Below are 25,621 nucleotides of genomic sequence, written 5' to 3' on the forward strand. Positions count from 1 at the left end.
CCCCTTCAGGACAAGATCAAAGGCCAAATCTCGACGCGGGGTGGAGCAGCCCGGTAGCTCGTCAGGCTCATAACCTGAAGGTCGTCAGTTCAAATCTGGCCCCCGCAACCACTGAGACAGACACTCCCGTGAGCACAGCTCCGGGAGTGTTTGTTTTTGTAGCCTTCCCAACGGCTTGCCTTTCCGTCCACTCCAGGATCGTGCCGAGCTCGCCGTGCAACGTCGCGAAGATCTCGCCACGTGTCGGCCCAGGCGTCAGCACGATCTTCTCGATCAGCATGCGCAGCGCTTCGGCGGCCTCGGGCCGCTCCTCCGGCTGGTTCAGGGCTTCGGTCAACTTCGCGATCTTGCTCGCGTAGATCGTGGCCGCACTCGGAAGAAGGTCGGGCGCGTCGACCGGGGCATCCGCGAGGAGGGCGGTCAGTTCCGCCTTGCGGGCTTCCAGCACGGTCATCTTCTGCTTCATCGACGGATGGTACATGCCGTCGGCGATCGCCTCGACGATTCCCGCGATCTGCTTCTCGACCTTGGCGAGTTCGGAGCGCCAGGCGTCGCCATTGGAGCGCCGCTCCCGGTTCAGCCGGTTGGTCTCCTGCGCATAGACGCGCATCGCCTCTTCGACCACCTCCGGCGACATCATCCGGTCCTTCAGGCCGGCAAGCACGCGCGCCTCGAGGTCGGGGCGGGGGATCGTGCGGCTGTTGTCGCAGGTGGCCTTCCCGACATGGTTGGAGCAGGCGAAACGGTCGGCGCCGCGCAGGGCGTAGGGGCCGCCGCAGCAGCCGCAGGCGATCAGGCCCGACAAGAGCGACTTCGGTCGCCTGGCGCCGTTGAGGCGGTTCTGCCGGTGATGTTCGCGGACGCCTTCCGTGACCTTCGCGAATTTATCCGCGATCTCGTTCTGGCGCGCGCGGGCAGCCTGCCAGAGTTCGTCGTCGAGGATGCGAAGCTCGGGGACGTCTTTGACGATCCAGTCCGTCTCCGGATTGAGCCGGGAGACACGTTTGCCGGTCGAGGGATCCTTGATGTAGCGCAGGCGGTTCCAGATGAGCCGGCCGATATAGAGCTCGTTGTTGACGATGCCAGTGCCGCGCTTCACATGGCCGCGGATGGTCGTGTCGCCCCACGGCTTGCCGCCGGGGCCGGGAACGCCTTCGGTGTTTAGCGTGCGGGCAATCGTGCGGGGCGCGACGCCGGCGGCGAACATCCGAAAGATCATCTGTACGATCCCGGCCTCGCGGGCGTCGATGGTGCGGTCGCCCCGGATCGGCTCGCCGCGCGCGTCGAACTGCTTCACCACCTTGTAACCGTAGCAGAGCCCGCCGCCGGACTTCCCGGCCTCCACGCGCCCGCTCATCCCCCGTCGCGTCTTCTCAGCGATCGCCTTGAGGGTGAGCGCGTTCATCGTGCCCGTCAGGCCGACATGCAGCTCGCTGATCTCGCCCTCGGACAATGTAACGATCGGTACGCCCGCGAACTTCAGGCGCTTGAACAGCGTCGCCACGTCGGCCTGGTCACGCGAGATCCGATCCAGCGCTTCCGCCAGGACGAGGTCGAAGCGACCGGCGGTCGCGTCCTGCAGCAGCGTCTGGATGCCCGGCCGCAGGATCATGCTGGCGCCGGAAATCCCCGCATCCTTGTAGGTGCTAGTGACTTCCCACCCCTCGCGCCCCACACGCTCCCGGCAGATCCGGAACTGGTCCTCGATCGACGCCGCGCGCTGGTTATCGGAGGAGTAACGGGCGTAGAGCGCGACGCGCATCGTCAGGACTCCTTCAAAGGGGGATTTGGGCTCAGCATGAAGCTGTGCCGCTGTTTCGACAAGATCGACATCGTCTGTAGATCATTCAAGGAGCTTCCTTCTTCCGATGGACCCCTGACAGCCTTGTCCCTCGCGCTCAAACCTCTCGCGGGCGATTTGCCGACCGACCAGGCGGGCAAGGCGAAGGATGACCTCTTCTGCCTCTGCCGAAGGCGTTTGTGCCGGGCCGGCGGCGGTCTCTATCTGCGCGGCGTCAACCCCGGCCAGTTGGCCGGGGGCGGCATCGTCTCGATCAGATCTCGGCCTCTTCGCCATGACGGCCTCCAACGGGGAGGCCCTTCAAGTTCACCATATCGGCTACGGTCGGTAGAAGTGAATCTGGGAACGCAGACAGCGACCCTCAGGCAAACAAGGTCGCCTGGAGCGCCCAATCCTCCTGATACCTCAGAAACTCGGAGTCCAAAGTCTTCTTGCCTTGGTCATCGACGACGACCTTGATCAGTCGCCCGCTGCGATGGGGAAAGCCATCGATCACCTCGTCGCAGACCTCATGGATCTTGCGGGAAAAGTCGGCCACATCACCGCAGACCCAGTGCAGCCAATGGAGGATCATGGTCGCCGGACCGGTGAAGTGGTTGATGTGCTCGAAGTTGCGTCGCCGCTGCTCCTCATAGAGCTCCGCCATCCAGACGGCGACATGCGTCGGGCGTCCCGCATCGAGATCGGCGATCGCCATCGACCAGTGCCCGAGGGGCACAGCCCAGCGCATGTCGTGCCAGACGAGAAACGGATTGAAACGCGCGTGCATCGAGAGGATCAGCAGCGGCTCGACGGCGAGATCGGTCAGCGCCTGGAACCGCGGCGAGCCGACGGCCTCGTGCCTGACGCGCTGGACGGTCCGGGTCTCCAACGTTGGATCATGCTTGTCCGGCTTGTGGAATTCGTCATGCGTGTCGAGGCGTTCGATCGACTTGCAGCCGATGCGCCAGTGCCTCGCCCGGAACAGCGCGCGCAGGGTCCATTCCAGCAATTCGAGATAGTGACGGCGCAGCACGTCCTTCTTCTCGGATTCTTTGACGGATTTTGGATTACGTGTCGCGCCGAAGAGAAGTAGCCGTTCAGACAAGGGCGCGTTCCATGACGGTCCCGCTTTCGCAAGGGCGCTTCGCGCCGCGCGCGCATATTCGTGCAACGCGTCGTCGACGAGCGCCTTTTGCTCTGGACATGCGAGCGATACTTCGTCGCCAGGCAACCCTAGGAATTCTCGCATCAGCAAGCGTAGGTCTTCGGTACCGCCCCAACGGCGCAGAAGTCTGGAGTCGTCGTACCATTGACGGGCGTTGTCGCGCTGGTCGTCGCAGAGCGCTTTCAGCAGCTTGGCGAACAGAATCAGCAGGCAGCTTTCCTGATGCCGCGGCGTCGAGGGCCCCGGCTTTGCCGGCTCCGGAAATGCATCGACGAGTCCCCGAGGCTGTAAGGCTCGCGACGCAAGCATCCTATGCGCATAGGCTCGCACCCCGCCGTCGCTCGACAACACGAGTGCATGGGCGCTCGGGTGCGTCATGCGGCCGCCTACGGCGGATCTCGCCTTTTCGACTCTCTTGCTGACGATTGCCATGCCCGGCTGCGTCACCTTCTTATCGATCGTCGCAATGGGAGGCTGAGGTAACGTCGCCATCCCGGAACGCAGTCGGTGCCTGCGCGTCCTAAGACCGATCGCCGGAGACGGACCACCGTTGCCGAGCTGTCGCGCCCAGGACGGCATGCCCCAGAAACGCGCCCGCGTTCTCGAGATGAAGATGACGGGCAGGGAGATGTTCTGGCGTTGGACACGGACGGCGCGTGCCTTGCCGTTGAGGATCTCGCAGGTCTTGGGGTCGAAGCCGTCCGGCTTGTCCCGACCCTCGTACACGACGATCAGCGGCTCGCCGCAGTCGTATAGGGAAAGCTGCGCGGCGTAGGGCCGATACCTGTCGACCTCGGCGCGGTCCATGCTCGCGACCAGCTGACGGGCCGGGACCATGGCCCGACCGATCTGATCGCAGTCTTCGCCGCTATTCAGAGCGCTCTGAATACGGCGACAAAGCCAACTGGTGTTGACGAGCGGTCCCGTACCGCGGTCAAGACGCTTGGTCTCATCCAACAGCGGGATCAGGGGCCTGAATTCAGGCAGGCATTCCTTCTTGATACTCGCTCGGATACGCATTTGATACACTCACATTTGGATATCGCTCGCGATATCGACCCGAATCAACTGTCATTGATTCTGGGTGAGCCTCCAACTTTACGTCAATCCATTCCGAGCGATAATTCCTGCACCGCCCCCGTGTCGCTATCCGACCGGAAACTGCTCCTGCATCTGGTCCTTGAGGACGGCGACGATGCCGTCGGCATCGCCCACCAGGTAGTATTCGTTGGTGATGAGTCCGGCTTCACAGTCGAGGACGGCCGACCACGCGTCGCCGCCCTCCGCTTGCAGCACGCGCGGTCCGTTATCCATCGCGAACACCGGGAGGGATTTCTCCTTCGAGAGCTGTTCAACGTCGTAGACCATCCCGAAGACGAGGACGGCGCGGCACTTGCCGTGGATCGCGCTCGCCACTTCCATCGGCCCAACGGCGGCATAGGGAAGGAGGTGACGGGCGTCGATGACGACGACGTGTTCGGCGCAGTTGCGCCGAAGGAGACGGTTGAGCGTCTGGCGGCCGTCGCTCACCTTGATGATCGTCGCAGGTCCCGCGAACGGCTTGACCTGCGTATAGTCGTACATCAGGGGCAGCTGGCGAGCCATCGGGCCGAACGCGGCACAGAGCTCGATCGTGGTGACGCGCTTCTCATCTGTCTTCGTCTGCATCGTGTGACTCCTGTCTCGAACATGCCGATGTGCATCCGCGAGACAGGCTTCCCGACGGCTCGATCTGACGCTAGCCCGGAATCTGGGAACGCAGTCCGTGCGCCCCAGATCCGCGCAGAACTATCAGATGCGGAAGGTCATCGTGCCGAAGCCTTGCGCCCTCGACTTCCAGGCGAGCGTCGGCGTCGTCTGTGGCAGGACGACGTGATCGTGGATGATGGCTTCGGCCAGGCGCAGAAGCCGATCGGCGTCGCGGCTCTTGGGGCGGAAGAAGTAGAACTCTTCGCCGTCACTGGAACGCTTGAGTTCGCCGAAGCCATAGGCCGTCCCCCGGGCAAGCTCCCTCGGAGCGATGCCCAGCAGTTGGCAGTGGGCTCGGCCCGCCACGGACTTTAGCCAGGGATTGAGGGCGGCATTGGTCATGCGGGCGTGCAGCTGCTTGTCGAACTCACGAACCGAGAGGCTCGCAGGCAGGCGAACCGTGAGGCAGCGATTGCCCATGGCGACCGGCGATCCCGCCAGGGGCGCGCCGTGCGCGAGGATATGCTGCAGCATCCAGTTGTCGTAACCGAGGTCGGAGCAGCAGAACCCGTCGGCACTCGTCGTCAGCGCGCCATACCGATCGGCGTTGAGCTCGCGCAGACGATCGCGGAGCTTGACCTGCGCCGTCACCGAGACCTTGTGGAGCGCAGCACAGAGGCGGCGCGACAGGCCGAGCAGACCCGTGGCCTGCTCCGGGTTCCGGTGATCTTCCCCGCAGCCGGCACAGTAGACGAACACCAGCCGCCCGGGTTCGTAGGCTTCGACGAAGGCGGGCTTCGTGAAGGCGTCGTCCGCCAGCGGGACGATATGGACGCCACCGATCCGCGGCCAACGGGTCGGATACCAGCGCGTCACGGCGCCTGCCGACCCTGCGGGCAGAAGGGGGCTGCCCATCTTCCGTTTGGAGAGAGGCTTCTGGTTGGTGGGCTTGGTCTTGGTCGTCATGGTCAAATTCTTTCGTGCTGGGCTTCCCGGGGGGCATTCCCGATCTCACCTCACTTTCCGCCTACCTCTCTCTCCCTGCTGGGGCGCATGAACCCGATCGGCGTGGGGCTGGCTTCGCGGGACGCGAGGGCATCCGCGGCGCTGATGTCCGCCGACTCGAGGACTTCTCGCCCCTCAGCTGCCGCGAACCCGAGCGCGAGGCGCAGCACGCGGCCGATCCGGCGCGGATTGCGCCGGGCAAGGACAACCAGGATGTCATCGCTCGGCATCGGCAGCCCGAGCGGCGTGAGGATCTTCGTCGCGATCTGCCGCGTCACCGCGATGAGGGCATCGCCGGTCGGCGCGGCGATCGGGATGATCAGGAACCGATCCTGAATGAAACTCGGCAGGACTGAGACATCGTTGGCAGTTCCGATAAAGATCGCGTGCGAGGCATCGAAGCGAACGCGCAGATACTCGTCGAGAAGGGCCTCGGCATTCTCCGGCTCGAGGACGTTGAGCAGGATGTTGAAAGGCTGCTCGTCGCGATGCGTCAGGAATTTGTCGATCGCGTCGAGAAGGAAGACCGGGCTTGCTGAGGACGAGGTCACGAGGGCTTCAGTCAGAAGGCCCATGCGGGCGCCACGCCATGTCGTTGGGTGGCCGGTGATCAGTTGCATCGCGTCGGAGTTCGTCGCGCAGGACCAGGCATGAATCGGGACACCGAGGACCTTGGCCAGAGCCTTCGAATAGTGCGTCTTGCCGGTCCCCGGCGGCCCCACAAGCAAGAGCGGCGGGATCGACAGCGGCGCTTCGGCCAATAGTGAAAGCGCGACAGTCCGATCGACAAGGTCAGTGACCGTGACGAAGGGCGGGCATGTGCTCCGGAGTTCGTCGAGCGCCTCGCGCATCTGAGCAGTGCCGAACAGCAGAGGCTTCCGGGACGGCTCCTCCGTCAGCCAGCAAAGCTTGCTGAAGCGAGCCGCCTCTTCATTCGAAAGATGGGTAGTGTCGCCGTTTTCGATCGCGAGAAGCCGGAGCTGGCGGCCGACGTCGGCATGATGGAAGATGTTCGCGGAGCTGCTACGCCCGCCGCAATCCGGCTCGGGAGGGCGCTGAGCGTCCGGTTCCAAGCTTTCGCTTTTGGGGAGCGCGACACTGTCCGACTCGAGGGGCATGCGCTCCGATCCCTGCATGGCCAGTTGTTCCAGCAGGATCCGCGCTTCGATGTCGTCGTGGCCGGTATCGTCCGGCATCCGGTTCTCAGGCGCATTCATGATCGTGGTCCGCGTGCCGCGGCGCATGCTGCCTTCCGCGGGGTCGACCGCTCCGGTCTCCCGCCCGCGGCAATCCCAACACGAAAAGGCGACGCCGGGTGGCGCCGCCTTCCTGTCGTCGCCATCGGATGATCGGCTCAGACGATCTCGATCCAGTCGACCTCGACCAGCGCCCCGTCGTGAAGACCGAGCCGGCGATGGACCCAGATCGCCTCGTCGACCATGTGCCGGACGATGGCCTGCATGTGGAGCGGGTCCGGGCGGCAGGCGCGATCGTTGATGATCCGCGCGACCGCGCGCTTCTCCTCCAGATCGGCCTTCGACCTCGCCGGCCAGATCAGCGCCTGGCAGGCGTTGATGTAGGCCAGGATCCGCGCGCCCTCCGCCGCGAGCCGCAGCTCGCGGCTCTTGTCACCCTCGTTCGCACGCGCGAGGTCGAACAGCCTCTCGGCGGTCTCGAACATCCTGACGACCCGCTCGCGCAGCCGGCCGAACTTGGGACCGCTGGAAGCGAAGGCGATCCACATATCGGGCGAGGTGGCGAGAACCGGCTCGCCGCCTCGGATCGGCAGGAGATCGCGCAGATCGTAACGCAGTCGCGGCCAGGAAGAGAGGTTGCTATCGGCGAGTCCCGGTGCGGCAGGAGCCGGCGGAACACTCAGCTGGCCGACATCGAACGCCGCCCGCATGATCCGGATCCGCCTGGCGGTCTTCGAGTCGAGCGATGCGATGTAGTCCGGCTCCTGGTCGGTACCGTACGGCCCCCGCCCGTCAGCGAGGGCAAGCTTAGCATCGACCTCGTCGAGGCTGTCGGCCGGCCAGGCGCAGACCAGGCTATCCAGGAGAAGAGCTGCGAGCTCCATGCTGGCGGCGATGGTGGCAGCATGAGGATGGCGATCATCGGCATATGCGACACGATGCGCTTCGTGGTCGAACTGCCGCGACATCCGTGCGGCCTCCTTGAGGTTAGGCCGGCCCTGCCTGAAAGCGATGAGCTCGCCGAGCGTAGGATCGTCAGCGAGGTTCGAGGTCAGCGCTTCCAGCGGGTCGCGGAAGCGCTCGTCCTCGCGAAGCGCGAGGCTGTGTTTCTCGGGCGGCGGCAGCCGGCCCTGGTCGTCGTTACTGGACATGATGTGTTTCCATTGGGGGTTACAGCCATCTCGACTGCGTCCCCTTCCGGTTCCTGGAATCGCAAAGGGGCGTCCCGGACGACGCCCCTTCGCAATCGGCTTCTTCTTACCCGTGGGAGCTCAGCGGCCCTGGACGGACAGGGCGGCGGCCCGAGCCGCATTTGCGAGCTCGCCGATGACGCCGCCGGTCAAGGCGGCGAAGGCGACGATGCTCTGAAGCCTTGCCTTCGCCAGGCGCGGAGCGAGAGCCAGCGCCCGATCCTTGGCGGCGGCGCCCGCCTCGACGAGGTCAGCATAGATGCAGGCGCGGGCGAGATCGGCCGTTGTCAGCAGCATCGCTCCCTGGTGAGCGCGCTCGAGCCTGTCCAGCGCCTCGTGGCCATGATCACCGTCGGCGATCCTGCAAGCGATGCGGTCCGCATCGTCGAGCTGAAGCGCGGCGCGCTCGACAAGGGCGGCGACCTCCGGCAGGTCCTGCATGAAGGCGACCAGGCTGAAGCCCTGCTCGACGCAGAACATGGCGGGTACGCCGGGCCGCATGGTCTCCACGGGGGCGGGCTCGGCGCTCGCCAGCATGAAGGTCCGGCACTGCCGCTCGCCGATGGCGATCGGGAGGGGGCCGATGTCGAAGGCCAGCGCCGCCGCCTCGACCATGGCGGGATCGCCGGACTCACGGAGTTTGGAATCGACGCTCTCGGCGATGAACTCGCGTGCCAGCATGTCCTCTCCGTTCTGAGGCGGCATGATCGCCAAGGCGATGACGCAAGCCGAGTTGAGCACCGTCAGAGCCGTCAGCATGTCGAGGCAGGCGACGACCTGAGGCTTTGCGGAGGTTTCGGCCAGAGCGAGAAAACGCTCTGTCTCCTCCGCGAAGCCGAGCGCGCGGCCGGCGGCGGCACTGATCAGGAATCGCTCGCTCACGAAGCCTGCGTAGGCGGCGTCGCGTTCGCCGGAGAGGGGAAGCTTGCGCGCGATCCCGTCGAGCTCGTCGGTGACGGGGCGGATGATGGCCTCGAACACGATGTCATCGAGCGAGGCGGCTGCGGGGATGTTGGTCTGCATGGACTTTCCAGAAGGTTTTTTGGGGTTACTGCCTCGTGGCAGCGCTTTCCCGTTTTCCTTCCAAACGGCCGGCGTTCTGGAGCGCCGGCCTCTTTCCTCACGCCGCCACTTGCTGGCGGTCGCTGCGCTCGCGCAGCCAGATCTCGATCGCATCGAGCTGGGCATGGCGATCGGCATCCTGCGGATCGAGCCCGGCGCGCAGTTCCGTGACCTCCGACATCGCCTTGGGCAGCGTTAGCCAAGGCACCTCCGCTTCGGTCGTCAGCCGCTCGCGCAGCCAGTCGCGGCCCTTGCGCCAGGATTCCGGCGAGAGGCATTCAGCCGCTTCCAAAAACATCTGCCGATTGGCGAAGGCCTGGAGGCGGATGTCGCCCATGTGCTTCACCAGCGCGCCGCGCTGGTCCCAGGGCAGCTCGTGCCAACGGGCACAGACGCGCGCATCCGCGTCGGACAAGAAGCCGCCGCTGTATAGCGTCGCCTCGTGGAACGGTGATGGCTCGCGATCGGCAAAACGGCCCTTCAGCGCAGCTGCGAGATGGCGCTTGAAAGTCGGGTGCTGGCGGATCTGGCGGGCCCGGTCGTGGTAGACCGCGTCCGGGAGCCGATCGGCCGGGAGCGCATGCTGCGCGTCCTCCCACCCGAACAGAATCGGCTGGGAGTTCGTTTTGACCATCCGTACGGGTCGCGCGCCGGAGCGTGTCAGCAGCTTCGCGATGTCCTCCGCCGCGCCGTCGAGTAGCTCGCCGGGTCGATCGAGAGATCGGCGGCAGCCCACGAGGTTGGAACATCGGGGTTCGGTAGGATGCCGACCGCCGGCACCAGCGCCGAATGTCCTCCGAGGCAGATCAGGTCGCCGCTGGAAAGCAGCCGGATCGGCCCCGACTTATGCGTATTGGCGAGCATGAGCGCGACAGTGCGTGGAGCGCGCTCCCTGAGCAGCCGGAACAGCGCGAGCGTGGCGCGCGCATCGAACAGCGCGTCATGCGCCTCGTCTTCGGCCAACGGGATGTGGTTGGCCCGGCAGACCGCGCCGAGCTTGAGCGAGCGCTTGCCGTCGTCACTGACCGGGATCGTGACCGCGTCGGGCTCGAGCATGATCGCCGCCCGCAGCATGACGAGGAGGTCGGCTCGCTTCAACCCCATTCCCTGGGTCAGATACGGCGGCAGGAGATGGGTGAAGAAGCTGTACCGCAGCACTTCTTCGTCATAACGCAGGGTGTTGTAGCCGAGGACCGTGGCAGGCGCCCAGAACCGGATCGCGCGGGCGATCTGGCCGAGCATGTCGAGGCACGACATCGGCGCCTGGTCGAGCTGCTGCGGCCGGATCCCTGTGGTCAGCAGCGCGCCGGGCGAAGGCACGATATGAGCCGGCAGTGCGCAGCGCAGCGAGAGCTCGCCCAGCGGGCGTAAGCCCTCGTCCGTGTGGATCAGGGCGGCCTGGAGAGGCACGTTCCAGGCCGGTTCGAGACCGGTGGTCTCGAGATCGTAGATGATGAAGGAGGACATCGCGGCGATCCTACTGCACGCCACCGGAGCTGGCTTTGTACGTCTCCTTGCGCAGTTCAATGCCGAGATCGACCCCGTCGAAATGCATTGCCAGCTCGACCATCGACGCCGTGCGCGAGCGATCCATCTCGCCGGGCAGGAAGCTCATCGTCTCGTAGATCTCGATCTTCTGCGCCAGCTCCCGCTCGTTGCGAGCAGGCGTCTCCGCGATCAGCAGCGCGTAGCTCCGCGCGATCGCCCGCGCGCCCTCCGCCATCTGCCGGCCGTTGAGGCCGCCATGGTCTTCATGGACGCGGTCGCCGTCATGATCGAGCAGCAGAGCATGGGCCAGCGCTGCCTGCCAGAGTGGGAACATCTTGCTGTGCCTGATGCTCAGCTGATACCCACGCGCGTAATGCGCAAGGTCGTGCGCGGTGGGGCGAGCATCGTCCTGGGCGCTCTCGGCACCCTCGTTCAAGGTCTTCATAGATCATTCCGTTCCGGTTCCAGGATCCGGGACGGCTCACCTGCTCATTCCCGGGGGTTCCCGACGCTGGGTTCCGGAATTCCTTCTCTTCACGCGCACAATCGGCGGGGATCCGTCTTCGAGCGCTCCCGCTACGAAGGGGCAAAGCTGGCCCATGTCGACATCTGGAACGTCCGCTTCCCGACGCTCCAAAGCAGGAACACGCGGTAGAACCGCAACCGGCGCAAAACGCGGCAGTCACCCAACTCATGTCGCCTGAAGAAACGCGACGACGTCGTCGAGAACAGGCGCTTGCCATTGCAGCAGCCTGGCCAGCGCTGTGGCCGTGCTGGCATGGCCGAGCCCTTGATAGATCTTCAGCGAGACGGATCGCGCGCCCGCCCTTCTGAGCGCGAGCGCAAGCCGCTCGCTGTTGCGCGGAAGGACCGTCGTGTCGCTCGATCCCGTAGCCAGAAAGACCGGTGGCGCGTCGCGCCTTGCAAAGTTGATAGGTTGAGTCTGGGCGGGGTCGCGTGCGTTTCCGAACGCTTGTTTCGTGACGTCGATGTCGAAAGGCAGAAAGTCGTAAGGGCCGGAAAGGCCGACGGTGGAGCGGATCCCGCCGGTATGCATTCCGACGGCGGCGAGGTAACGCCTGTCCAGCGTCAGCATCATCGCGTTATAGGCGCCAGCTGAATGCCCCATCAGGTGGATGGCTCGCGGGGAGCCGCCGAAGCGGGCGATGTTATCTCGCATAAAGCGCAGCGCCAGCGCACCGTCTTCGATGAATACCGGGAAACGGACCTCCGGGACCAGGCGATAATCCGCGATCACCGTGACAAAGCCACGAGCAGCAAGCGCGTCCCCGACGAAGGAATAGGTTTCCTTGGCGCCATTGGCCCATGAGCCGCCATAGATGAAGAAGACAACCGGATTCGGCGCGCTGCCACCGTCGGAAGGCACGTAGATGTCCATTCGCTGCCGGGGATGCAGGCCGTAGGCCACATCACGCGCGCCGTTGGTCAAGGCGCCGGGTCGCAGGACTGAGCAGGCAGGCAAGGCAAGCCCGGCGAGCAGCGGCAGGATCGTGCGTCGGGCAATCCGGAGCGTCATGATCACCTGGGGTCGAGGAGGCATCGTCTCCTATACGCTTAGCCCGCCGGAACGGATTTCCGTGACGAGACAGGATCGCGAGCGGAACTGAACCATGCCGGCTCGCTCGGCGTATCTCCCGCAAGACCAGGGAGATCGCCATGCGCTTCGTTGCCGGTTACATCGCCTTCCTCATCGCATTCGGCATTTGCGACGCCATCTGGCTGAGCACGATGACGGCCAGGCTCTATCGGCCGGTGCTCGGCGACCTGATCGTCGAGCAGGTGCGCTATTGGCCGGCGGCGCTGTTCTATTTCGGTTTCCCGCTCGGGGTCGTTTATTTCGCGCTGATGCCGGCGCTGCGTGACGGTAGCGCGAGTACCGCATTGCTCAATGGCGCGCTTATCGGCCTGCTCGCCTACGCGACCTACGACCTCACCAACTATGCCACGCTGCGGCCCTGGACGCTGACGATCGCGCTCGTCGATCTCGTCTATGGCACGGTCGTCGTCGGCCTGTGCACATGGGTCGCTTTCGTCATCGTCCGCCGCCTTGCTGGTTGGGGCTGGGTCTAGTCCCCAGCCGGCTGATCGTCAGGCTGCCTGCAACCGATAGTGATGGACGCCCCAGGCCTCGCCGCCGGCATGGCCGAACAAGCCGCTCGTCGCGAGAAAGAAGAGCCGCCAGCGCCGGCGCCAGAGTGGCGCTTCCGCGCCATAGGCCTCGCGCAGGATCGGATCGATCGCCGCGAGATTGCGATCGAAATTCGCCAGCCAGTCCTCGGCTGTGGCGCGATAATGCTCGCCGCTCCAGCGCCATTCGGCCTCGACAGTGAAGAGATCGGGGAATTGGTGCGCGAGCGTCGCGCTCGGCATCAGGCCGCCGGTGAAGAAATGCTGCGCGATCCAGTCACCCGTATCCGCCGCATCGAAGCGGTAGCAGCCCTGGCGGTGAGCGAAAACATGGATGAAGAGGCGGCCGTCCGGCTTCAGCCAGCCACGAACCCGCCCGAGGAGTTCGCGCCAGTTCGCCATGTGCTCGAACATTTCGACGGAGACGACACGGTCGAAACGCTCGCCGGTCGCAAACGCGTTCATGTCAGCGGTGACGACGCGGAGATTGCCGAGATGGCGGCGCTGCGCCTGCTCCTCGATATAGGAGCGTTGCGAGGCCGAATTGGAAACCGATACGATCCGCGCCTTCGGGTAGCGCTCCGCCATCCATAACGACAGCGAGCCCCAGCCGCAGCCAAGTTCGAGGATGTCCTGCCCGTCGGCGAGATCGGCATGGTCCGCGGTCAGTTCGAGTGCCTTGTCTTCTGCTGCCGCCAGCGTGTCGCCGGGATCGGCGTAATAGCAGCAGGAATATTTGCGCTGCGCGCCAAGCACCTGATCGAAGAAGGCGGCCGGCATCTCGTAATGCTGGGCGTTGGCGGCGTCGGTATGAACGGCGATCGGAAACGCCGCCATGTCGCGGGCGAAGGCTGCGGCATCAGCCGGCTGCGCCGCAAGCGAACGATCCGTTCGCCCAACCAGCGAGGCGATGACCATGCGACTGACGGCATCGGGAACCGGGAGGCCTTCACCCCAGCTCGAAAGCTTCTGCATGATCGTCATCACGTCGCTCCTTTCGGCGGCAGAGGGATCAGGGCGCTGGTTCGGCTTTGGTAGGCGCGATAGGCGTCGCCGTGCTTGGCGAGCATATGCTGCTCCAAGGGCGGGATGCCGGAGATACGCGTCAGCAGCGCTGTGATGCAGGCCGGCGCCAACAAGGCGAGCCAGTCCCAGGGGTAACCGGCCGCGAGCGCGATCGCCGGATAGGCGCACCAGAGCACGCATTCGAAGAAGTAGTTGGGATGGCGCGACCAGCGCCAGAGGCCACGGTCGCAGATGCCGCCACCGCCGGAGCGGGCAAACGCGCGCAGCTGGCTGTCTGCCAGGGCTCCGCCCACCAGTCCTGTTACGAAAATGGCAATGCCTGCGATATCGCCCCAGCCGAGCGAAGGCGTGGGCTTATGTGCCGCCAAGATGATGCCCAATGCCAACGGAATGCTAGCCAGCGCCTGCATCTGCAGCAGCCTGGCGAGTTGCCGGGGAGCATCGCTGCCCCAGTCGCGCTTGAGCTTCGCATAACGGGGATCCTCAGCGATGCCGCTCGTGCGCTGCGCGATATGCAGGCCGAGGCGGAGCGCCCAAGCCAGCGCGAGCGTGGCCAAGAACAGGCGCCGCGGCATCGGTCCGGCCCCGAAAGGCAGCAACGCACCCGCGATCCCTGTCAGGCCGAGCCCGAAGGTCCAGATCACGTCGATCCAGCCGGAATTGCCGGTGCGGCGCTCCACCATTGTCGCCAAGGCCATGAAGGCCGACATGGCCACGGCCACGAAGGCCAGAGCCACGACGAAGGAGGCGATCGTCAAAACCGCACCAGCGGCTGCAGCAACCTGCCAAGCCATCCCTGCAGCTGCACACTCCCCGTCATCGCGACGATGCAGGTGCAGCCTTCGACAGGATCGACACGCGGCGTGTGATCATGCTCGGCATCGGCCTCGTCGAAATCCCCGGCAGCGTAGCGCCCGTATTCGTGCTCGTAGGCGCCGGCGAGGATCGTCGTCCATTCGAAGCCCGTATGCTTGTGGTGCGGCAAAGCGATGCCGGGGCCGGCACGCAGCATGAAGACGCGCGCATCTGCGCCGGGAACCTCGACGCGTCGCATGGCGATGCGGAGGCCGATGGGGCGCCAAGGGCCGAAGCCATAAGGGCGCAGTACCTTCGGCATCCCGGCCTCGGACATCAGGGCGGTGGCCGATGACGGCTCGGCTGGCGCTGCGGTGGCTGCATGACTTGGGCCGGAAGCCATTGCGACGGGCTCGACCGTATCCAGCAATGCGCCTTGGACGGCCTCGAGCTCGCGCAGGCGCCGCCGGCTCTCCTGATCCGCCTCGATATGGCAGGCGACGACGACCGCCAGACCTTCGTCGAGCTGCCCGGCCGCGAAGGCGGCCAGCGTCTCGTCGGATGGGCGATGCATGATGCTCATCGCAGATCCTCCAGCCGGCCGCGCAGATGCGACAAGGCCAGGCGCAGGCGGGATTTCACAGTGCCCAAGGGAATGGCGAGATGATCGGCGACATGCTGATGGCTAAAGCCTTCGATGAAGGCGAGTTCGACTACGCGGTACTGGTCGGGTGAAAGCTGAGTCATCGCCGCCCGCACGCGCGCATCGCGTTCGGCGCCGGAGAGCGTCGCATCGGGTTGTTCGGGGGCTTCTTCATCGAGAATCTCGTAAACTTGCGACAGCCGCGAACGGGTCTCACGGCGGGCGATGTCGATGCGCAGATTGCGCGCGATCGTTGCAATCCAGGTCGAGGCGCTGGCCTTCGCCGGGTCGAAGAGGGCTGCCTTGCGCCAGACGGCCAGGAGCGTTTCCTGCGCGACTTCCTCGGCCAGCTCCGCCGGGGCGCCGCCACGCATCAGCAACCCTTTCACGCGCGGCGCGAAATGGTCGAACAGCGCGGCGAAAGCGGCTCGGTCCCCCGAGCGCGCAATGGCGGCAATCAGTCTGTCGGGGTCGAACAAGACGATGAAACGACCTCCTTGAGCGCTGGCTCCTGCCTCGCGCATGCCGTCGACAGTCAGGGCGAGTGCGGGGACCATGAACGAGATACGCAGGCAGTGCCGCGCCGGATCACCGGGATAAGATCACTCGCCATCACTCAGCGGCCTTCCAGTTCACGTCGCGGCAGATCAGGCGCCCGACGATGCAACCACGAGTGGTCAGCGCACCGGGCGTCGCGGTGATCGTCATCGCGTAGGTCCAGTCGCGCTTGGGGTCGTAGGCGTTGCCGGAAAAGGTTCCGTCGGGCTGGCGCGCCAGCGTCATGACGAGCTTGTCGCCGGCCGCCTCGCCTTTGCTGGTGTCGCCGATCCAGAGATTGGTGGCGCAGATCTTGTCGCCGCAAGGCGCGATGCGGACACGCGCGTTGCCGTCATCGCGCAGCCATGTGCCGTCAATGTCGCTGGCGGCCGCACCTTCAATCGCAATGGCAGCGAGGGCGAGAGCAAGCAGAAGGCGCGTCATGGCGAAGTCCTCTCGGCGGATGCGTTTCCTCTACGCTCCCCGGACATCGTTGGTTTCATCGGCGCGCGAAATTGTGTCGAGATGCCCGGAGAAGAGCCATCCGATCAGGACCGTCAGGGATGCGGCGCTGAGGAAATTCAGGCGCTGCAGGGCTATGTATTCGCCGGCCTCGTAGAGGTGTATCGGCCCGCCGAGAAGAGCTGCCGGCAGGAGATAGGTGGCGAAGGCGAGCGCCGTGAAGCCGAGCGCAAAGGCACGCTCCAAGCGGCGAAACAGCATCAGCGCCAGCATGAGACAGGGAAGCAGGAAGATTTCGACCCCCGAGCCAGAGCCAAAGGCGGCGCGGCAGAGCAATGTATTGCCGATGCCAGCTGAGAGAAGCAGTGCTCGCCCGAGCAAGGTGCTGCGCCGCATGGCCGCCGGCACGGCTGCGAAGAACGGCGTCGACAGGAAAGTCAGGTAGGACGGCGCGATGACGGGCGAGGCCGCCCAGTCGATATAAAGTGGATAGAATGGCTGGTTCGAGACGATCACCAGCGCGACGGTATTGGCCACGGCGCTCCGGGGATCGGGATGCGCCATATAGGCGCCGAGCGCGGCAGCCATCCGCTTCAGCCTGCTCACGAGCATCATCCCAACCTCTCACGAATTATCCCGGGCTTCCTTCGTCTACGCAGGTGGCCCGGCGTTGGGTCACGCCGTCTGCTCGTTTTTGGTGGCGCCGCGACAAATCCAGTCCGGCTCAGGCCACGTATACCGGTTATGAAAAGCAGGGACGCAACGATGGAGAGGGCGCAGGGCAAGGCGATGAGAGTCGCCGTGATCGGTGCGGGCATCTCCGGCCTGTCGGCCGCGTGGCTGCTGGGTCAGGCGCATGACGTCGTGCTGTTGGAGGCCATGCCCCGACTCGGCGGTCATGCGAACACCGTTCGCGTTGCCGGGGAGACCGCGGTCGATACCGGCTTCATCGTTTACAACGAGGCGACCTATCCGAATTTCATCGCGCTGATGGACCATTTGCGCGTCGCCACGCAGCCGACCGAGATGTCGTTTGCGGTGTCGCTCGACGGCGGGCGCCTTGAATATAGCGGTACCAGCGTCACCGGCTTGTTCGCCCAGCGCAGCAATTTGGTGCGCCCACGCTTCTGGGCGATGCTGCAGGGCATTACCCGCTTCTACCGCGACGCCTCAAGGGACGCGGTTGCAGGCGGTGCGGCCGGCGTCTCGCTCGGCGACTATCTCGCCGCTGGCGGTTACGGTGCGGCCTTCCGGGACGACCATCTCCTGCCGATGGCTGCGGCCATCTGGTCGGCGCCCTGCGCGGAAATCCTGTCCTATCCCGCAGCGGCCTTCCTGCGCTTTCATCACAATCACGGCCTGTTGCAGCTCACGGATAGGCCGGTCTGGCGCACCGTGACCGGTGGCAGCAGCACCTATGTGCAAAAGCTGCGCACCGGCTTCTCGGGCGAGGTGAGGGCCGGCTCGCCGGTGCGGCAGGTTCGGCGCGGAACCAATGCTGTCGATCTGACCGGCGATGGCTGGACCGAAACCTTCGACCAAGTCGTCTTCGCCACCCATGCCGACCAGACGCTGGCGATGCTCGCCGACCCCGGTCCGGGGGAGATCGAAGCCCTCGGTGCGTTCCGCTACAGCCGCAATCGCGCCGTGCTGCATGGCGACACGGCCCTGATGCCGAAACGCCGCCGCGCCTGGGCGAGCTGGAACCATATCGGTCATCGTGCGCAGCCGGATTCCGCCTGTGCTGTCACCTACTGGATGAACCGACTCCAGGGCCTGCCCGACGAGCGGCCTTTCTTCGTCACGCTCAATCCGCCGGATATGCTGCGCGAAGAGACTGTCCTTCACGAGGAAATCTACGAGCACCCGCTCTTCGATGCTGCTGCGCTCGAGGCGCAGGAGCGGCTCTGGTCGCTGCAGGGCGTGCGCCGGAGCTGGTTCTGCGGCGCCTATTTCGGTTCGGGCTTCCACGAAGATGGCTTGCAGGCCGGGCTCGCCGTCGCCGAGGCGCTCGGCGGTGTACGTCGGCCTTGGCAGGTTCGCGATGAATCCGGGCGCATTCCGATTGCTTCTCGGCCGGAGCTGGCCGCATGAATTGGCGATCCGCCCTCTATGTCGGCCGCGTCAGGCATCATCGGTTTCGGCCCCGCCCGCATGCGCTGGCCTATCGCGTGTTCTGGATGTTGCTCGATCTCGACGAGATCGAGCAACTGGCCGCGAAGCTCACGCTGTTCTCACGCAACCGCTTCAATCTCTACGCCTTCTATGACGCGGATTACGGGGATCGCAGCGGTCGGCCTCTACGAACCCGGATCGAAGAAACTCTTGCGAAAGCCGGAATCGCGCATGACGGCGGCCCGATCCGGCTGCTGACCATGCCGCGCATCCTCGGCTATGCCTTCAACCCCCTCAGCACCTATTTCTGCTATCGCCGCGACGGCAGCCTCTGCGCCACCGTCTACGAGGTGCATAACACCTTCGGCGAGATTCACAGCTATGTCGCGCCGGCCCGTGCTTCTGAAGGCGCGTTGAGGCAGGAGGCTGGCAAGGTCTTCCACGTCTCGCCGTTCATGAAGCTCGGCATGAGCTATGACTTCACGGTCGCACCGCCGGGAGAGCGTGTCTCCATTGCCATCGATGGTAGCGATGCCGAAGGGCGCCTGATCACAGCCGCACAGAGCGGCCAGCGATCGGAACTCAGCGATGCGACCCTGCTCCGGCTGCTGGCGACGCATCCGCTCCTCACGCTCAAGGTCACCGCTGCCATTCACTGGCACGCGTTGCGGCTGCTGGCGAAGCGCATTCCCTGGCAACCGCATTCGGTCGCGCCGGAGCCGCCCTTCAGTCGGGGCCGCATCGCCTCGTCCCATGCGAAAGGACAGCTGCAGCCATGAGCCGGCCGGAAACCGAGCATCGCCTTCGCATGTCGGAGCAGGTGTTTGCGCCGTCAAGCGGGATGGGCCTGTCGCGCTGGTTCCTGCGCCGCTTGCTGTCCCGGATCGCGGTTGGCCACTTGACGGTCTTCACGCCAGACGGTGAGCGGATTTGCAGCGCGCCGGGCATGCCGGGGCCTCAGGCGACGATGATCCTGAACAACTGGCGCTCGATGCGCCGGCTTCTGCTCGACGGTGATATCGGCTTGGCCGAAGCCTATCGCGATGGGGACCTTCACACGCCGGACCTCACGGCCCTGATCGAGCTCGGTGCACGCAACGATGCAACGCTGCGCAAGCTGGTTTCAGGTGCCTGGCCTGCGCGGTTGCTCAACCGCTTGCGGCATGTCCTCAACGCCAACACACGTCGGGGCAGCCGCCGGAACATCACGGCGCATTATGATCTTGGCAACGCATTCTACGGCCGCTGGCTTGACGCTAGCATGATGTATTCCTCGGCGCTCTACGAGGCGCCGAGCGAGACGTTAGAGACCGCGCAGCAGCGCCGGCTCGACCGGATCGTCGCGATGCTCGACCTTTCGGGCGGCGAGCATGTCCTGGAGATCGGATGCGGCTGGGGAGCGCTGGCCGAGCGACTGGCTCGCGAAGGCTGCCGCGTCACCGCGATTACCTTGTCGCCGGCTCAGCTCGAAGCTGCACGGCGGCGCATTGCCGAAGCAGGCCTGGCCGAGCGCGTCACTATCGAGCTCCGCGACTATCGCGACATTGCTGGGCAGTTCGACCGCATCGTTTCGATCGAGATGATCGAGGCGGTCGGCCGCGCCTATTGGCCGTCTTACTTCGATACCCTGAGCCGCTCGCTCAAGTCCGGCGGTCGTGCCGTGCTGCAGGCGATCACGATCGGCGATGCGTTGTTCGAGAGCTACCAGCAGGGCACCGATTTCATCCAGCGCTACATCTTTCCCGGAGGCAGTCTGCCGTCGGTTCCAGTGCTGAAGAGCAGTGCCGAAGCTGCCGCCCTCACCGTCGTCGAGCAGCTCGATTTCGGCGACAGCTACGCCTTGACCCTCAAGGAGTGGCGCCGGCGCTTTCTCGAAAGCTGGGCAGACATCGCGCCCTTGGGTTTCGACGTGCCGTTTCGCCGGCTCTGGGAGTTCTATCTCTGCTATTGCGAAGCCGGCTTCCGCGCCCGGACGATCGACGTCAACATGATCGCTTTGCGGGGCCGTTGAGCCGCGAGTCTTCGCTTTCGTACCCGTTGGACAGCCAGGCGCCCAGGGCGTCGAGCATCAGGCCGGTAGCGATGATCTGGCTGAGCGTGGCTTGATGGCGTGGTACTCCAAATCGACCGACGTCCGCTTTGGAGCAAAGCACTAACGTCCGCTTGTGGCGCTCTGCGTTCGCACATTCTGAGGGCTTCGAGACGGTGCCTTCAATAGACATCCGCTTGATAGCGACGGCTCTTCCGCAGGGCCGCGACATAGGCGATCGCGTCTTCCGCTGAACGGCCGCCGTGTTCCGTGACCACATCGACTAGAGCCCGCTCCACGTCCTTTGCCATGCGTTTGGCGTCGCCGCAGACGTAGAAATGCGCGCCCTTTTCGAGCCATGACCAGAGCTCGCTCCCACGCTCGCGCATGCGATCCTGGACATAGACCTTCTCGCCGTCGCGCGACCAGGCCAGCGTCAGGTTCGTCAGGAAGCCCTGGTCCTTCATCGCCTGCAGCTCGTCCTCGTAGAAGAAGTCGCAGATGCGGCGCTGATGACCGAAGAACAGCCAGTTGCGGCCAGGCGCCCTGGTCGCCTGCCGGTCATGAAGGAAGGCGCGGAAGGGCGCGACGCCTGTGCCTGGGCCACACATGATGATCGGCGTGGCCGGATCGGCTGGCAGGCCGAACCCATGGGCGCGCTGGACATAGACCGGCACCTTGCCGCCGGGGGAGACGCGTTCGGCGAGGAAGGTCGAAGCAACGCCCCAGCGCGGACGCGAGCCGATCTTGTAGCGCACGGTGTCGACCGTCAGCGTGATGCGCCCGGGTGTCGCCAGATGCGAGGACGAGATCGAATAGAGCCGCGGCTGGAGCGGATCGAGCGCCTCGACGAACGCTTCGGCCGAGAGGCGTGCCTGCGAGAATTTGTGCAACGCGCCGAGCACATCAAGCCGATCGAGATCGCCGTCCGGGTCTTCGCCGGCGGCAAGGCGTCTGGCCTTGGCGCGGGCCTCGCCTCCGGTCACGTAGGAAATAAGCTGGAACAGCGCGTCCGGGGCGGGGCCGAGCCCGCAGTCCTCCATGAGCTTCCCGCGCAGGGATTTGCTGCCGATCTCGGCATCCGGCCGTGCACCCAGCAGCGCGATCACTGCGTCGACGAGGCGGGTATCGTTCTGCGCGACGATGCCGAAGGCGTCGCCGACGACATAGTCGAGCCCGGATTCGGAGAGGTCGAACTCGACATGCCAGGTCTCTTTTTCGGAACCCTCGCCGTTGAGCTTGCGACGTGACAGGAAAGTCGCGAGCGCCGGGTTCTCGCGGCAGCGACCCTTCGGCCCTAGCTCCGCAGCCGGTGCGGTCTCGGTAAGGACGGCCGGGATGGACGCGCCGGGCTCTTCCATCAGCGTCTTGATCTGGCGCAGCGTCTCCTTGCCACCGGGCGCGCAGAGATTGAGCCGGCCCTCGGCCCCTGATGCGATGGCGGCGGAATAGGTCTCGCAGACATAGCCGCATTGCCCGCAATCCTGCTGCGCCATGGCGGCATAGAGCTTGCGCGGCAGCGGCTTGCCCTGGGCCAATGTCATGCGTTCGGCCATTTCCAGAGATGGGTCATGCCAGGGCGCGCCGTCTTCCGCCTCGGCCATGACGGCGACGTTCTCGGCCGGCGACAAGGCGGTTACGCCGGCATTGTCTAGCGAGAGCAGCCCGGCGAAGAAGCCGTTCAGCCAGGAGCGCTGCTCCTCGCTGAAGGGCGCGGTTTCCGGCAGAACCTGGACGATCGGGCTGGGGCTCTGAACGGTCATGCCGCGTCTCCGATCTGCTCGACCAGGGCTTGCAGGTCTCCGATCTCATGGCGGCGGACGAAGGCGACGAAGCTCTCGTCGGGTGTGGCGCGATGCGTCTGCCAGCTGCGCAGGATCGCCTCGACCAGGACTGGTGCATCCTCAGCCCTGACATTGGTGCGGAATTCGCGGCCCATGCCGCCTTCAACGCCGAAGCCGCCGCCGACGAAGACATGATAGCCGGGCACCGTGTCGCCCTCGTCATTGACCGGAACCTTGGCGCCGATCAGGCCGAGATCGCCGATATAGTGTTGGGCGCAGGAGTTGTGACAGCCGGTGAGGTGGATGTTGACGGCCGTGTCGAGCGTGATGCGCGGCTCGCAATAAGCGGCGATGGCGAGCGCATCCTCCTTGGTATGGGCGCCGGCGAATTTGCAGCCGGTCGCGCCGGTGCAGGCGATCAATCCGGCCCGCAGCACCGAGGTTTCGGCCGAGAGGCCGATGGCCTTGAGATTGGCCAGCACGTCCTCGACCTTCGCGTCCGGCACGCCGGAGATCAGCAGGTTCTGCCAGACAGTGAGGCGGATATCGCCATCACCGCACTGATTGGCGATGGACGCGACGACACGCATCTGCTGCACGGTCAGCTTGCCGACGGGCAGAGCCACGCCGACCCAGTTCAGGCTTGCCTGAGCCTGCGTGTGGACGCCCACATGGGCGAGGCGATCATAGACCGGGCGCGGCTTGACGAAGCTGCCGTCGAGCCGGATCAGGCGGCGGCCGAGCTTCTCCTCGACGGCGGCGAGGAACGTGTCGAAGCCCCAGGCGTCGAGCACGTATTTGAGCCGCGACTTGTTGCGGTCGGTGCGGTTCCCGTTGGCGATGAAAACGCGCACGATCGCATCCGCGACCGCGATCGCGTCGGAGCGGGCGACGATCACGCCGGTGTCGCGGGCAAGGTCCTTGTGGCCGGTGATGCCGCCGAGCGCGAGACGATACCAGATGCCGGGCGCGACCGGCTGACCCTCGAAGGTCGCGCCATCCGCGACATCGATGGCCTGAAAGCCGATGTCGTTGGTGTCCTCCAGCGTCGCGATTGAGCCGGCGCCGTCGAAGGCAACGTTGAACTTGCGCGGCAGCCCGTAGAGCGAGCGATCGTTCAGGATGTGATGATGCCAGGCGCGGGCATGCGGGCGTGTGTCGAGGAGTTCAAGCGGATCGATCCCGGCAGTCGCTGAGCCCGTGACGTTGCGAATGTTATCGGCGCCGGAGCCCTTGGCAGTGAGTCCGAGATCGGCGAGGCCTTCGAGAAAAGCTGGGCCGGCTTCTGCAGGAATTTCCCGCACCTGGAGATTGGCGCGTGTGGTCACGTGCGAATAGCCGCCGCCCAGAGCATCGGCGAGATCGGCGACCCCGGCGAATTGCCAAGCCTTGAGGATGCCGTTCGGGATGCGCAGGCGGCACATGTAGCTGTTCTGCGCCGGTGCCACGTAGAACAGGCCGTGATAGCGCCAGCGGAAATTGTCCTCCGGCTTCGGGTAGGCACCGGAAGCCGCCTGCTCCTTGAAGCGGGCGTAGGCGTCGAAGGGGTGTTCGGCCGCCTTCCATTTCTCCTGATCGACGAGCTTGCCTCCGGCGGCGACCATCCTTGCCTGCGCTTCGGCATGCTCCCGGTCGGGGCCGCTGGGTTTCGCCGGAGCGCCGCCGGGCGCACCGCCGAGCGGCCCCAGGCCCCGCGCCGTGCGGGCCGATTGCATGCCGCTGACGAAGCCTTCGAGATAGCGCTTCTGGTCGGGGGTGAAATCGTCGCTCATGGCAGGCGCCGTCACGCCGCCTCGACGAAGCGATGGCGCTCGTAGAGAAACTTCAGAACCGCCTCGCGCGCGGTGATGTAGATGCGGTCGGAGACCAGATCGAGCCGCTTCCGCGGACGGGGCAGCCGCACGTCCAGCACTTCGCCGATGCTGGCGGAGGGGCCGTTGGTCATCATCACGATCCGGTCCGAGAGCAGGACGGCTTCGTCCACATCATGGGTGATCATGATCATGGTGTTGCCGAGCGCGGCGTGGATCTGCATCACCGAGTCCTGCAGATGCGCGCGGGTCAGCGCATCGAGTGCACCGAAGGGTTCGTCGAGCAGCAGGATCTTCGGTTCCATGGCGAGGCCGCGGGCGATGCCGACGCGCTGCTTCATGCCACCCGAGATCTCGCCCGGTCGCTTGTCCCTCGCATGGGCCATCTGAACGAGGTCGAGATTGTGCATGATCCAGTCATGTCGTTCCGCCTTGCTCTTCCGACGCCCGAAGACCTTGTTCACGGCAAGCGCGACATTGTCGTAGACGGTGAGCCAGGGCAGCAGCGAATGGTTCTGGAAGACCACGGCTCGGTCGGGGCCAGGCGCATTCACCTCCTTGCTTTCGAGCAGGATCGCGCCCGCGCTGACCGGCGTAAGCCCCGCGACGAGATTGAGCAGGGTCGACTTGCCGCAGCCGGAATGCCCGATGATCGAGACGAACTCGCCCTTGTCGATGACGAGCGTGACGTCCTTGAGGACTTCCGTCGTGGCCGCGCCGCGCTGGAAGCGTTTGTCGACATGGTCGATCTTGAGATAGCTCATTGCCTCGCTCCTCAGTTGGTCGCGGTGCCGCGGGTGACGACATGGCCGGCGAGGGCAACGAGGCGGTCGAGAAGGAAGCCGACCACGCCGATGTAGACCAGCGCCACGATGATGTCGGAGAGGCGGGACGAGTTCCACGCGTCCCAGATGAAGAAGCCGATGCCGACGCCGCCGGTCAGCATTTCGGCGGCGACGATGGCGAGCCAGGACAGGCCGACGCCGATCCGGAGGCCCGTGAAGATGTAAGGCGCGGCCGAGGGCACCATGATCTTGAAGAAGAACTCGATCTGGTTCAGCCGCAGCACTTGCGCCACGTTGCGGTAATCCTGCGGGATGTTGCGGATGCCGACGGCCGTGTTGATGATCACCGGCCAGATCGCGGTGATGAAGATCACGAAGATCGCGGAGGGCTGGCTGTCTCGGAAGGCGGCGAGCGAGAGCGGCAGCCAGGCGAGTGGCGGCACGGTGCGCAGCACCTGGAAGACCGGATCGAGCCCACGCGTCGCCCAGACCGACTGGCCGACCAGCGCGCCGAGCAGCACGCCGACCACCGCAGCCAGGCTGAATCCGATCGCGACGCGCTGGAGCGAGACGAGGATGCGCCAACCCAGTCCGATATCCTGCGAGCCCGCCCAGTAGAACGGCTCGGTGATCAGGTCCTTCGCCTCGTCCCAGATCTTGCTCGGCGGCGGCAGCGAGGATTGCGGCCCGGATGCCGCGAGCTGCCAGAACAGCAGGATCAAAGCTATCGTGATCAGCGGCGGCAACAGGTTGACGAGCGCGTTCTTCCCCCAGGGGACGAGCCTTGCCGCGAAAGGCTTCACCGGAGCTGCAGGCAAGGCGACGACCTCAAGCGGCTTGGTGGATAGCGCGACGACGGTCGCGCCGGCCGTCGCGCCTTTCAAGACAGGCTGACCCATGTTCCGCTC

The 25,621-nt window shown here is 65.3% G+C and carries 25 protein-coding genes and 1 tRNA gene; 5 read left to right on the plus strand and 21 right to left on the minus strand.

Annotated elements, in window-relative coordinates; genetic code table 11:
• Positions 1–34 precede the first annotated feature (34 nt).
• Positions 35–111: transfer RNA gene (locus WFK61_RS22990), tRNA-Met, on the plus strand.
• On the opposite strand, the gene WFK61_RS22995 is transcribed toward WFK61_RS22990, so the two are convergent.
• The 11 genes from WFK61_RS22995 to WFK61_RS23045 all read right to left on the minus strand — a co-directional run bounded on the left by WFK61_RS22995 (position 68) and on the right by WFK61_RS23045 (position 12,115).
• Complete coding sequence (locus WFK61_RS22995) at positions 68–1,762, minus strand: recombinase family protein (RefSeq protein WP_336814451.1); 1,695 nt, start codon at positions 1,760–1,762, stop codon at positions 68–70. The genes WFK61_RS22990 and WFK61_RS22995 overlap by 44 nt on opposite strands.
• A gap of 400 nt (positions 1,763–2,162) precedes the next feature.
• Positions 2,163–3,968 (minus strand): hypothetical protein, encoded by a 1,806-nt coding sequence (locus WFK61_RS23000; RefSeq protein WP_336814387.1) that lies wholly within the window; start codon positions 3,966–3,968, stop codon positions 2,163–2,165.
• Positions 3,969–4,094: 126 nt separating this feature from the next.
• A complete protein-coding gene (locus WFK61_RS23005) occupies positions 4,095–4,616 on the minus strand; it encodes an RraA family protein (RefSeq protein WP_336814388.1) in 522 nt (173 codons plus the stop codon).
• Between the two features lie 123 nt (positions 4,617–4,739).
• A complete protein-coding gene (locus tag WFK61_RS23010; protein WP_336814389.1) occupies positions 4,740–5,603 on the minus strand; it encodes a hypothetical protein in 864 nt (287 codons plus the stop codon).
• 50 nt (positions 5,604–5,653) lie between these two features.
• Positions 5,654–6,886, minus strand: coding sequence for an AAA family ATPase (locus tag WFK61_RS23015; RefSeq protein ID WP_336814390.1), 1,233 nt, complete (start codon positions 6,884–6,886; stop codon positions 5,654–5,656).
• 110 nt (positions 6,887–6,996) lie between these two features.
• The gene (locus WFK61_RS23020; RefSeq protein WP_336814391.1) at positions 6,997–7,989 is read right to left on the minus strand and encodes a hypothetical protein; all 993 of its coding nucleotides are present in this window, start codon (positions 7,987–7,989) and stop codon (positions 6,997–6,999) included.
• A 120-nt stretch (positions 7,990–8,109) separates the two neighbouring features.
• Positions 8,110–9,228, minus strand: coding sequence for a hypothetical protein (locus WFK61_RS23025; protein WP_336814392.1), 1,119 nt, complete (start codon positions 9,226–9,228; stop codon positions 8,110–8,112).
• The gene (locus WFK61_RS23030) at positions 9,149–9,826 is read right to left on the minus strand and encodes a hypothetical protein (protein WP_336814393.1); all 678 of its coding nucleotides are present in this window, start codon (positions 9,824–9,826) and stop codon (positions 9,149–9,151) included. Before WFK61_RS23030 ends, WFK61_RS23025 begins: the two co-directional genes overlap by 80 nt.
• Positions 9,751–10,557 (minus strand): exonuclease domain-containing protein, encoded by an 807-nt coding sequence (locus WFK61_RS23035; RefSeq protein WP_336814394.1) that lies wholly within the window; start codon positions 10,555–10,557, stop codon positions 9,751–9,753. The genes WFK61_RS23030 and WFK61_RS23035 overlap by 76 nt, the downstream gene beginning before the upstream one ends.
• Positions 10,558–10,567: 10 nt before the next feature.
• A complete protein-coding gene (locus WFK61_RS23040) occupies positions 10,568–11,014 on the minus strand; it encodes a hypothetical protein (RefSeq protein ID WP_336814395.1) in 447 nt (148 codons plus the stop codon).
• A 255-nt stretch (positions 11,015–11,269) separates the two neighbouring features.
• Positions 11,270–12,115 carry an alpha/beta hydrolase gene (locus tag WFK61_RS23045; protein ID WP_336814452.1) on the minus strand — a complete coding sequence of 282 codons (846 nt, stop codon included), beginning with the start codon at positions 12,113–12,115 and terminating at the stop codon, positions 11,270–11,272.
• 140 nt (positions 12,116–12,255) lie between these two features.
• Here WFK61_RS23045 and WFK61_RS23050 point away from each other — a divergent pair, with 140 nt between their 5' ends.
• On the plus strand, positions 12,256–12,669 hold the full coding sequence (locus tag WFK61_RS23050) for a DUF2177 family protein (protein ID WP_336814396.1): 414 nt from the start codon (positions 12,256–12,258) through the stop codon (positions 12,667–12,669).
• Positions 12,670–12,687: 18 nt separating this feature from the next.
• On the opposite strand, the gene WFK61_RS23055 is transcribed toward WFK61_RS23050, so the two are convergent.
• The 6 genes from WFK61_RS23055 to WFK61_RS23080 are packed head-to-tail and all read right to left on the minus strand — an operon-like array spanning position 12,688 to position 16,777.
• Entirely contained in the window at positions 12,688–13,710 is a 1,023-nt protein-coding gene (locus tag WFK61_RS23055; protein ID WP_336814397.1) for an SAM-dependent methyltransferase, read from the minus strand.
• Positions 13,710–14,510, minus strand: a complete 801-nt coding sequence (locus tag WFK61_RS23060) for a DUF1295 domain-containing protein (RefSeq protein ID WP_336814398.1) — start codon at positions 14,508–14,510, stop codon at positions 13,710–13,712. The genes WFK61_RS23055 and WFK61_RS23060 overlap by 1 nt, the downstream gene beginning before the upstream one ends.
• Positions 14,507–15,130: a ChrR family anti-sigma-E factor gene (locus WFK61_RS23065; RefSeq protein ID WP_336814399.1), complete on the minus strand. Its 624-nt coding sequence runs from the start codon at positions 15,128–15,130 to the stop codon at positions 14,507–14,509. The genes WFK61_RS23060 and WFK61_RS23065 overlap by 4 nt, the downstream gene beginning before the upstream one ends.
• Entirely contained in the window at positions 15,127–15,747 is a 621-nt protein-coding gene (locus WFK61_RS23070; RefSeq protein WP_336814400.1) for a sigma-70 family RNA polymerase sigma factor, read from the minus strand. Before WFK61_RS23070 ends, WFK61_RS23065 begins: the two co-directional genes overlap by 4 nt.
• 55 nt (positions 15,748–15,802) lie before the next feature.
• Positions 15,803–16,171 (minus strand): DUF2147 domain-containing protein, encoded by a 369-nt coding sequence (locus tag WFK61_RS23075; RefSeq protein WP_336814401.1) that lies wholly within the window; start codon positions 16,169–16,171, stop codon positions 15,803–15,805.
• A gap of 30 nt (positions 16,172–16,201) precedes the next feature.
• A complete protein-coding gene (locus tag WFK61_RS23080) occupies positions 16,202–16,777 on the minus strand; it encodes a hypothetical protein (RefSeq protein ID WP_336814402.1) in 576 nt (191 codons plus the stop codon).
• A gap of 177 nt (positions 16,778–16,954) precedes the next feature.
• Here WFK61_RS23080 and WFK61_RS23085 point away from each other — a divergent pair, with 177 nt between their 5' ends.
• From WFK61_RS23085 to WFK61_RS23095, 3 genes are all read left to right on the plus strand, one after another.
• The gene (locus WFK61_RS23085; protein WP_336814453.1) at positions 16,955–18,283 is read left to right on the plus strand and encodes an NAD(P)/FAD-dependent oxidoreductase; all 1,329 of its coding nucleotides are present in this window, start codon (positions 16,955–16,957) and stop codon (positions 18,281–18,283) included.
• Positions 18,280–19,083 carry a DUF1365 domain-containing protein gene (locus WFK61_RS23090; RefSeq protein WP_336814403.1) on the plus strand — a complete coding sequence of 268 codons (804 nt, stop codon included), beginning with the start codon at positions 18,280–18,282 and terminating at the stop codon, positions 19,081–19,083. Before WFK61_RS23085 ends, WFK61_RS23090 begins: the two co-directional genes overlap by 4 nt.
• 167 nt (positions 19,084–19,250) lie before the next feature.
• The gene (locus WFK61_RS23095; RefSeq protein ID WP_336814404.1) at positions 19,251–20,315 is read left to right on the plus strand and encodes a cyclopropane-fatty-acyl-phospholipid synthase family protein; all 1,065 of its coding nucleotides are present in this window, start codon (positions 19,251–19,253) and stop codon (positions 20,313–20,315) included.
• A gap of 200 nt (positions 20,316–20,515) precedes the next feature.
• Here the strand turns inward: WFK61_RS23095 and WFK61_RS23100 are convergent, their stop codons facing one another.
• Genes WFK61_RS23100 through ntrB form a run of 4 tightly spaced genes read right to left on the minus strand, consistent with a single transcriptional unit; the run spans position 20,516 to position 25,612 of the window.
• Entirely contained in the window at positions 20,516–22,096 is a 1,581-nt protein-coding gene (locus WFK61_RS23100) for a sulfite reductase subunit alpha (RefSeq protein WP_336814405.1), read from the minus strand.
• Complete coding sequence (locus WFK61_RS23105) at positions 22,093–23,889, minus strand: NirA family protein (RefSeq protein WP_336814406.1); 1,797 nt, start codon at positions 23,887–23,889, stop codon at positions 22,093–22,095. The genes WFK61_RS23100 and WFK61_RS23105 overlap by 4 nt, the downstream gene beginning before the upstream one ends.
• A gap of 11 nt (positions 23,890–23,900) precedes the next feature.
• Complete coding sequence (locus WFK61_RS23110) at positions 23,901–24,692, minus strand: ABC transporter ATP-binding protein (protein WP_336814407.1); 792 nt, start codon at positions 24,690–24,692, stop codon at positions 23,901–23,903.
• An 11-nt stretch (positions 24,693–24,703) separates the two neighbouring features.
• Positions 24,704–25,612, minus strand: a complete 909-nt coding sequence (gene ntrB / locus WFK61_RS23115) for a nitrate ABC transporter permease (protein ID WP_336814408.1) — start codon at positions 25,610–25,612, stop codon at positions 24,704–24,706.
• Positions 25,613–25,621: the final 9 nt, after the last annotated feature.

Source organism: Allobosea sp. MMO-172, assembly GCF_037147855.1.
Lineage (GTDB): Bacteria > Pseudomonadota > Alphaproteobacteria > Rhizobiales > Beijerinckiaceae > Allobosea.

Coding starts and splice junctions, on each gene's coding strand:
- WFK61_RS23010 (WP_336814389.1), bottom strand. CDS start 5,603: ATGACGACCAAGACCAAGCCCACCAACCAGAAGCCTCTCTCCAAACGG.
- WFK61_RS23075 (WP_336814401.1), bottom strand. CDS start 16,171: ATGACGCGCCTTCTGCTTGCTCTCGCCCTCGCTGCCATTGCGATTGAA.
- WFK61_RS22995 (WP_336814451.1), bottom strand. CDS start 1,762: ATGCGCGTCGCGCTCTACGCCCGTTACTCCTCCGATAACCAGCGCGCG.
- WFK61_RS23020 (WP_336814391.1), bottom strand. CDS start 7,989: ATGTCCAGTAACGACGACCAGGGCCGGCTGCCGCCGCCCGAGAAACAC.
- WFK61_RS23080 (WP_336814402.1), bottom strand. CDS start 16,777: ATGGCTGCCGCGCTCGGCGCCTATATGGCGCATCCCGATCCCCGGAGC.
- WFK61_RS23110 (WP_336814407.1), bottom strand. CDS start 24,692: ATGAGCTATCTCAAGATCGACCATGTCGACAAACGCTTCCAGCGCGGC.
- WFK61_RS23105 (WP_336814406.1), bottom strand. CDS start 23,889: ATGAGCGACGATTTCACCCCCGACCAGAAGCGCTATCTCGAAGGCTTC.
- WFK61_RS23065 (WP_336814399.1), bottom strand. CDS start 15,130: ATGAGCATCATGCATCGCCCATCCGACGAGACGCTGGCCGCCTTCGCG.
- WFK61_RS23000 (WP_336814387.1), bottom strand. CDS start 3,968: ATGCGTATCCGAGCGAGTATCAAGAAGGAATGCCTGCCTGAATTCAGG.
- WFK61_RS23095 (WP_336814404.1), top strand. CDS start 19,251: ATGCCGGGGCCTCAGGCGACGATGATCCTGAACAACTGGCGCTCGATG.
- WFK61_RS23100 (WP_336814405.1), bottom strand. CDS start 22,096: ATGACCGTTCAGAGCCCCAGCCCGATCGTCCAGGTTCTGCCGGAAACC.
- WFK61_RS23050 (WP_336814396.1), top strand. CDS start 12,256: ATGCGCTTCGTTGCCGGTTACATCGCCTTCCTCATCGCATTCGGCATT.
- WFK61_RS23015 (WP_336814390.1), bottom strand. CDS start 6,886: ATGCGCCGCGGCACGCGGACCACGATCATGAATGCGCCTGAGAACCGG.
- WFK61_RS23005 (WP_336814388.1), bottom strand. CDS start 4,616: ATGCAGACGAAGACAGATGAGAAGCGCGTCACCACGATCGAGCTCTGT.
- WFK61_RS23090 (WP_336814403.1), top strand. CDS start 18,280: ATGAATTGGCGATCCGCCCTCTATGTCGGCCGCGTCAGGCATCATCGG.
- WFK61_RS23025 (WP_336814392.1), bottom strand. CDS start 9,228: ATGCCGATCGCCATGCCCAGCTCGATGCGATCGAGATCTGGCTGCGCG.
- ntrB (WP_336814408.1), bottom strand. CDS start 25,612: ATGGGTCAGCCTGTCTTGAAAGGCGCGACGGCCGGCGCGACCGTCGTC.
- WFK61_RS23085 (WP_336814453.1), top strand. CDS start 16,955: ATGGAGAGGGCGCAGGGCAAGGCGATGAGAGTCGCCGTGATCGGTGCG.
- WFK61_RS23070 (WP_336814400.1), bottom strand. CDS start 15,747: ATGGTCCCCGCACTCGCCCTGACTGTCGACGGCATGCGCGAGGCAGGA.
- WFK61_RS23045 (WP_336814452.1), bottom strand. CDS start 12,115: ATGACGCTCCGGATTGCCCGACGCACGATCCTGCCGCTGCTCGCCGGG.
- WFK61_RS23035 (WP_336814394.1), bottom strand. CDS start 10,557: ATGTCCTCCTTCATCATCTACGATCTCGAGACCACCGGTCTCGAACCG.
- WFK61_RS23055 (WP_336814397.1), bottom strand. CDS start 13,710: ATGACGATCATGCAGAAGCTTTCGAGCTGGGGTGAAGGCCTCCCGGTT.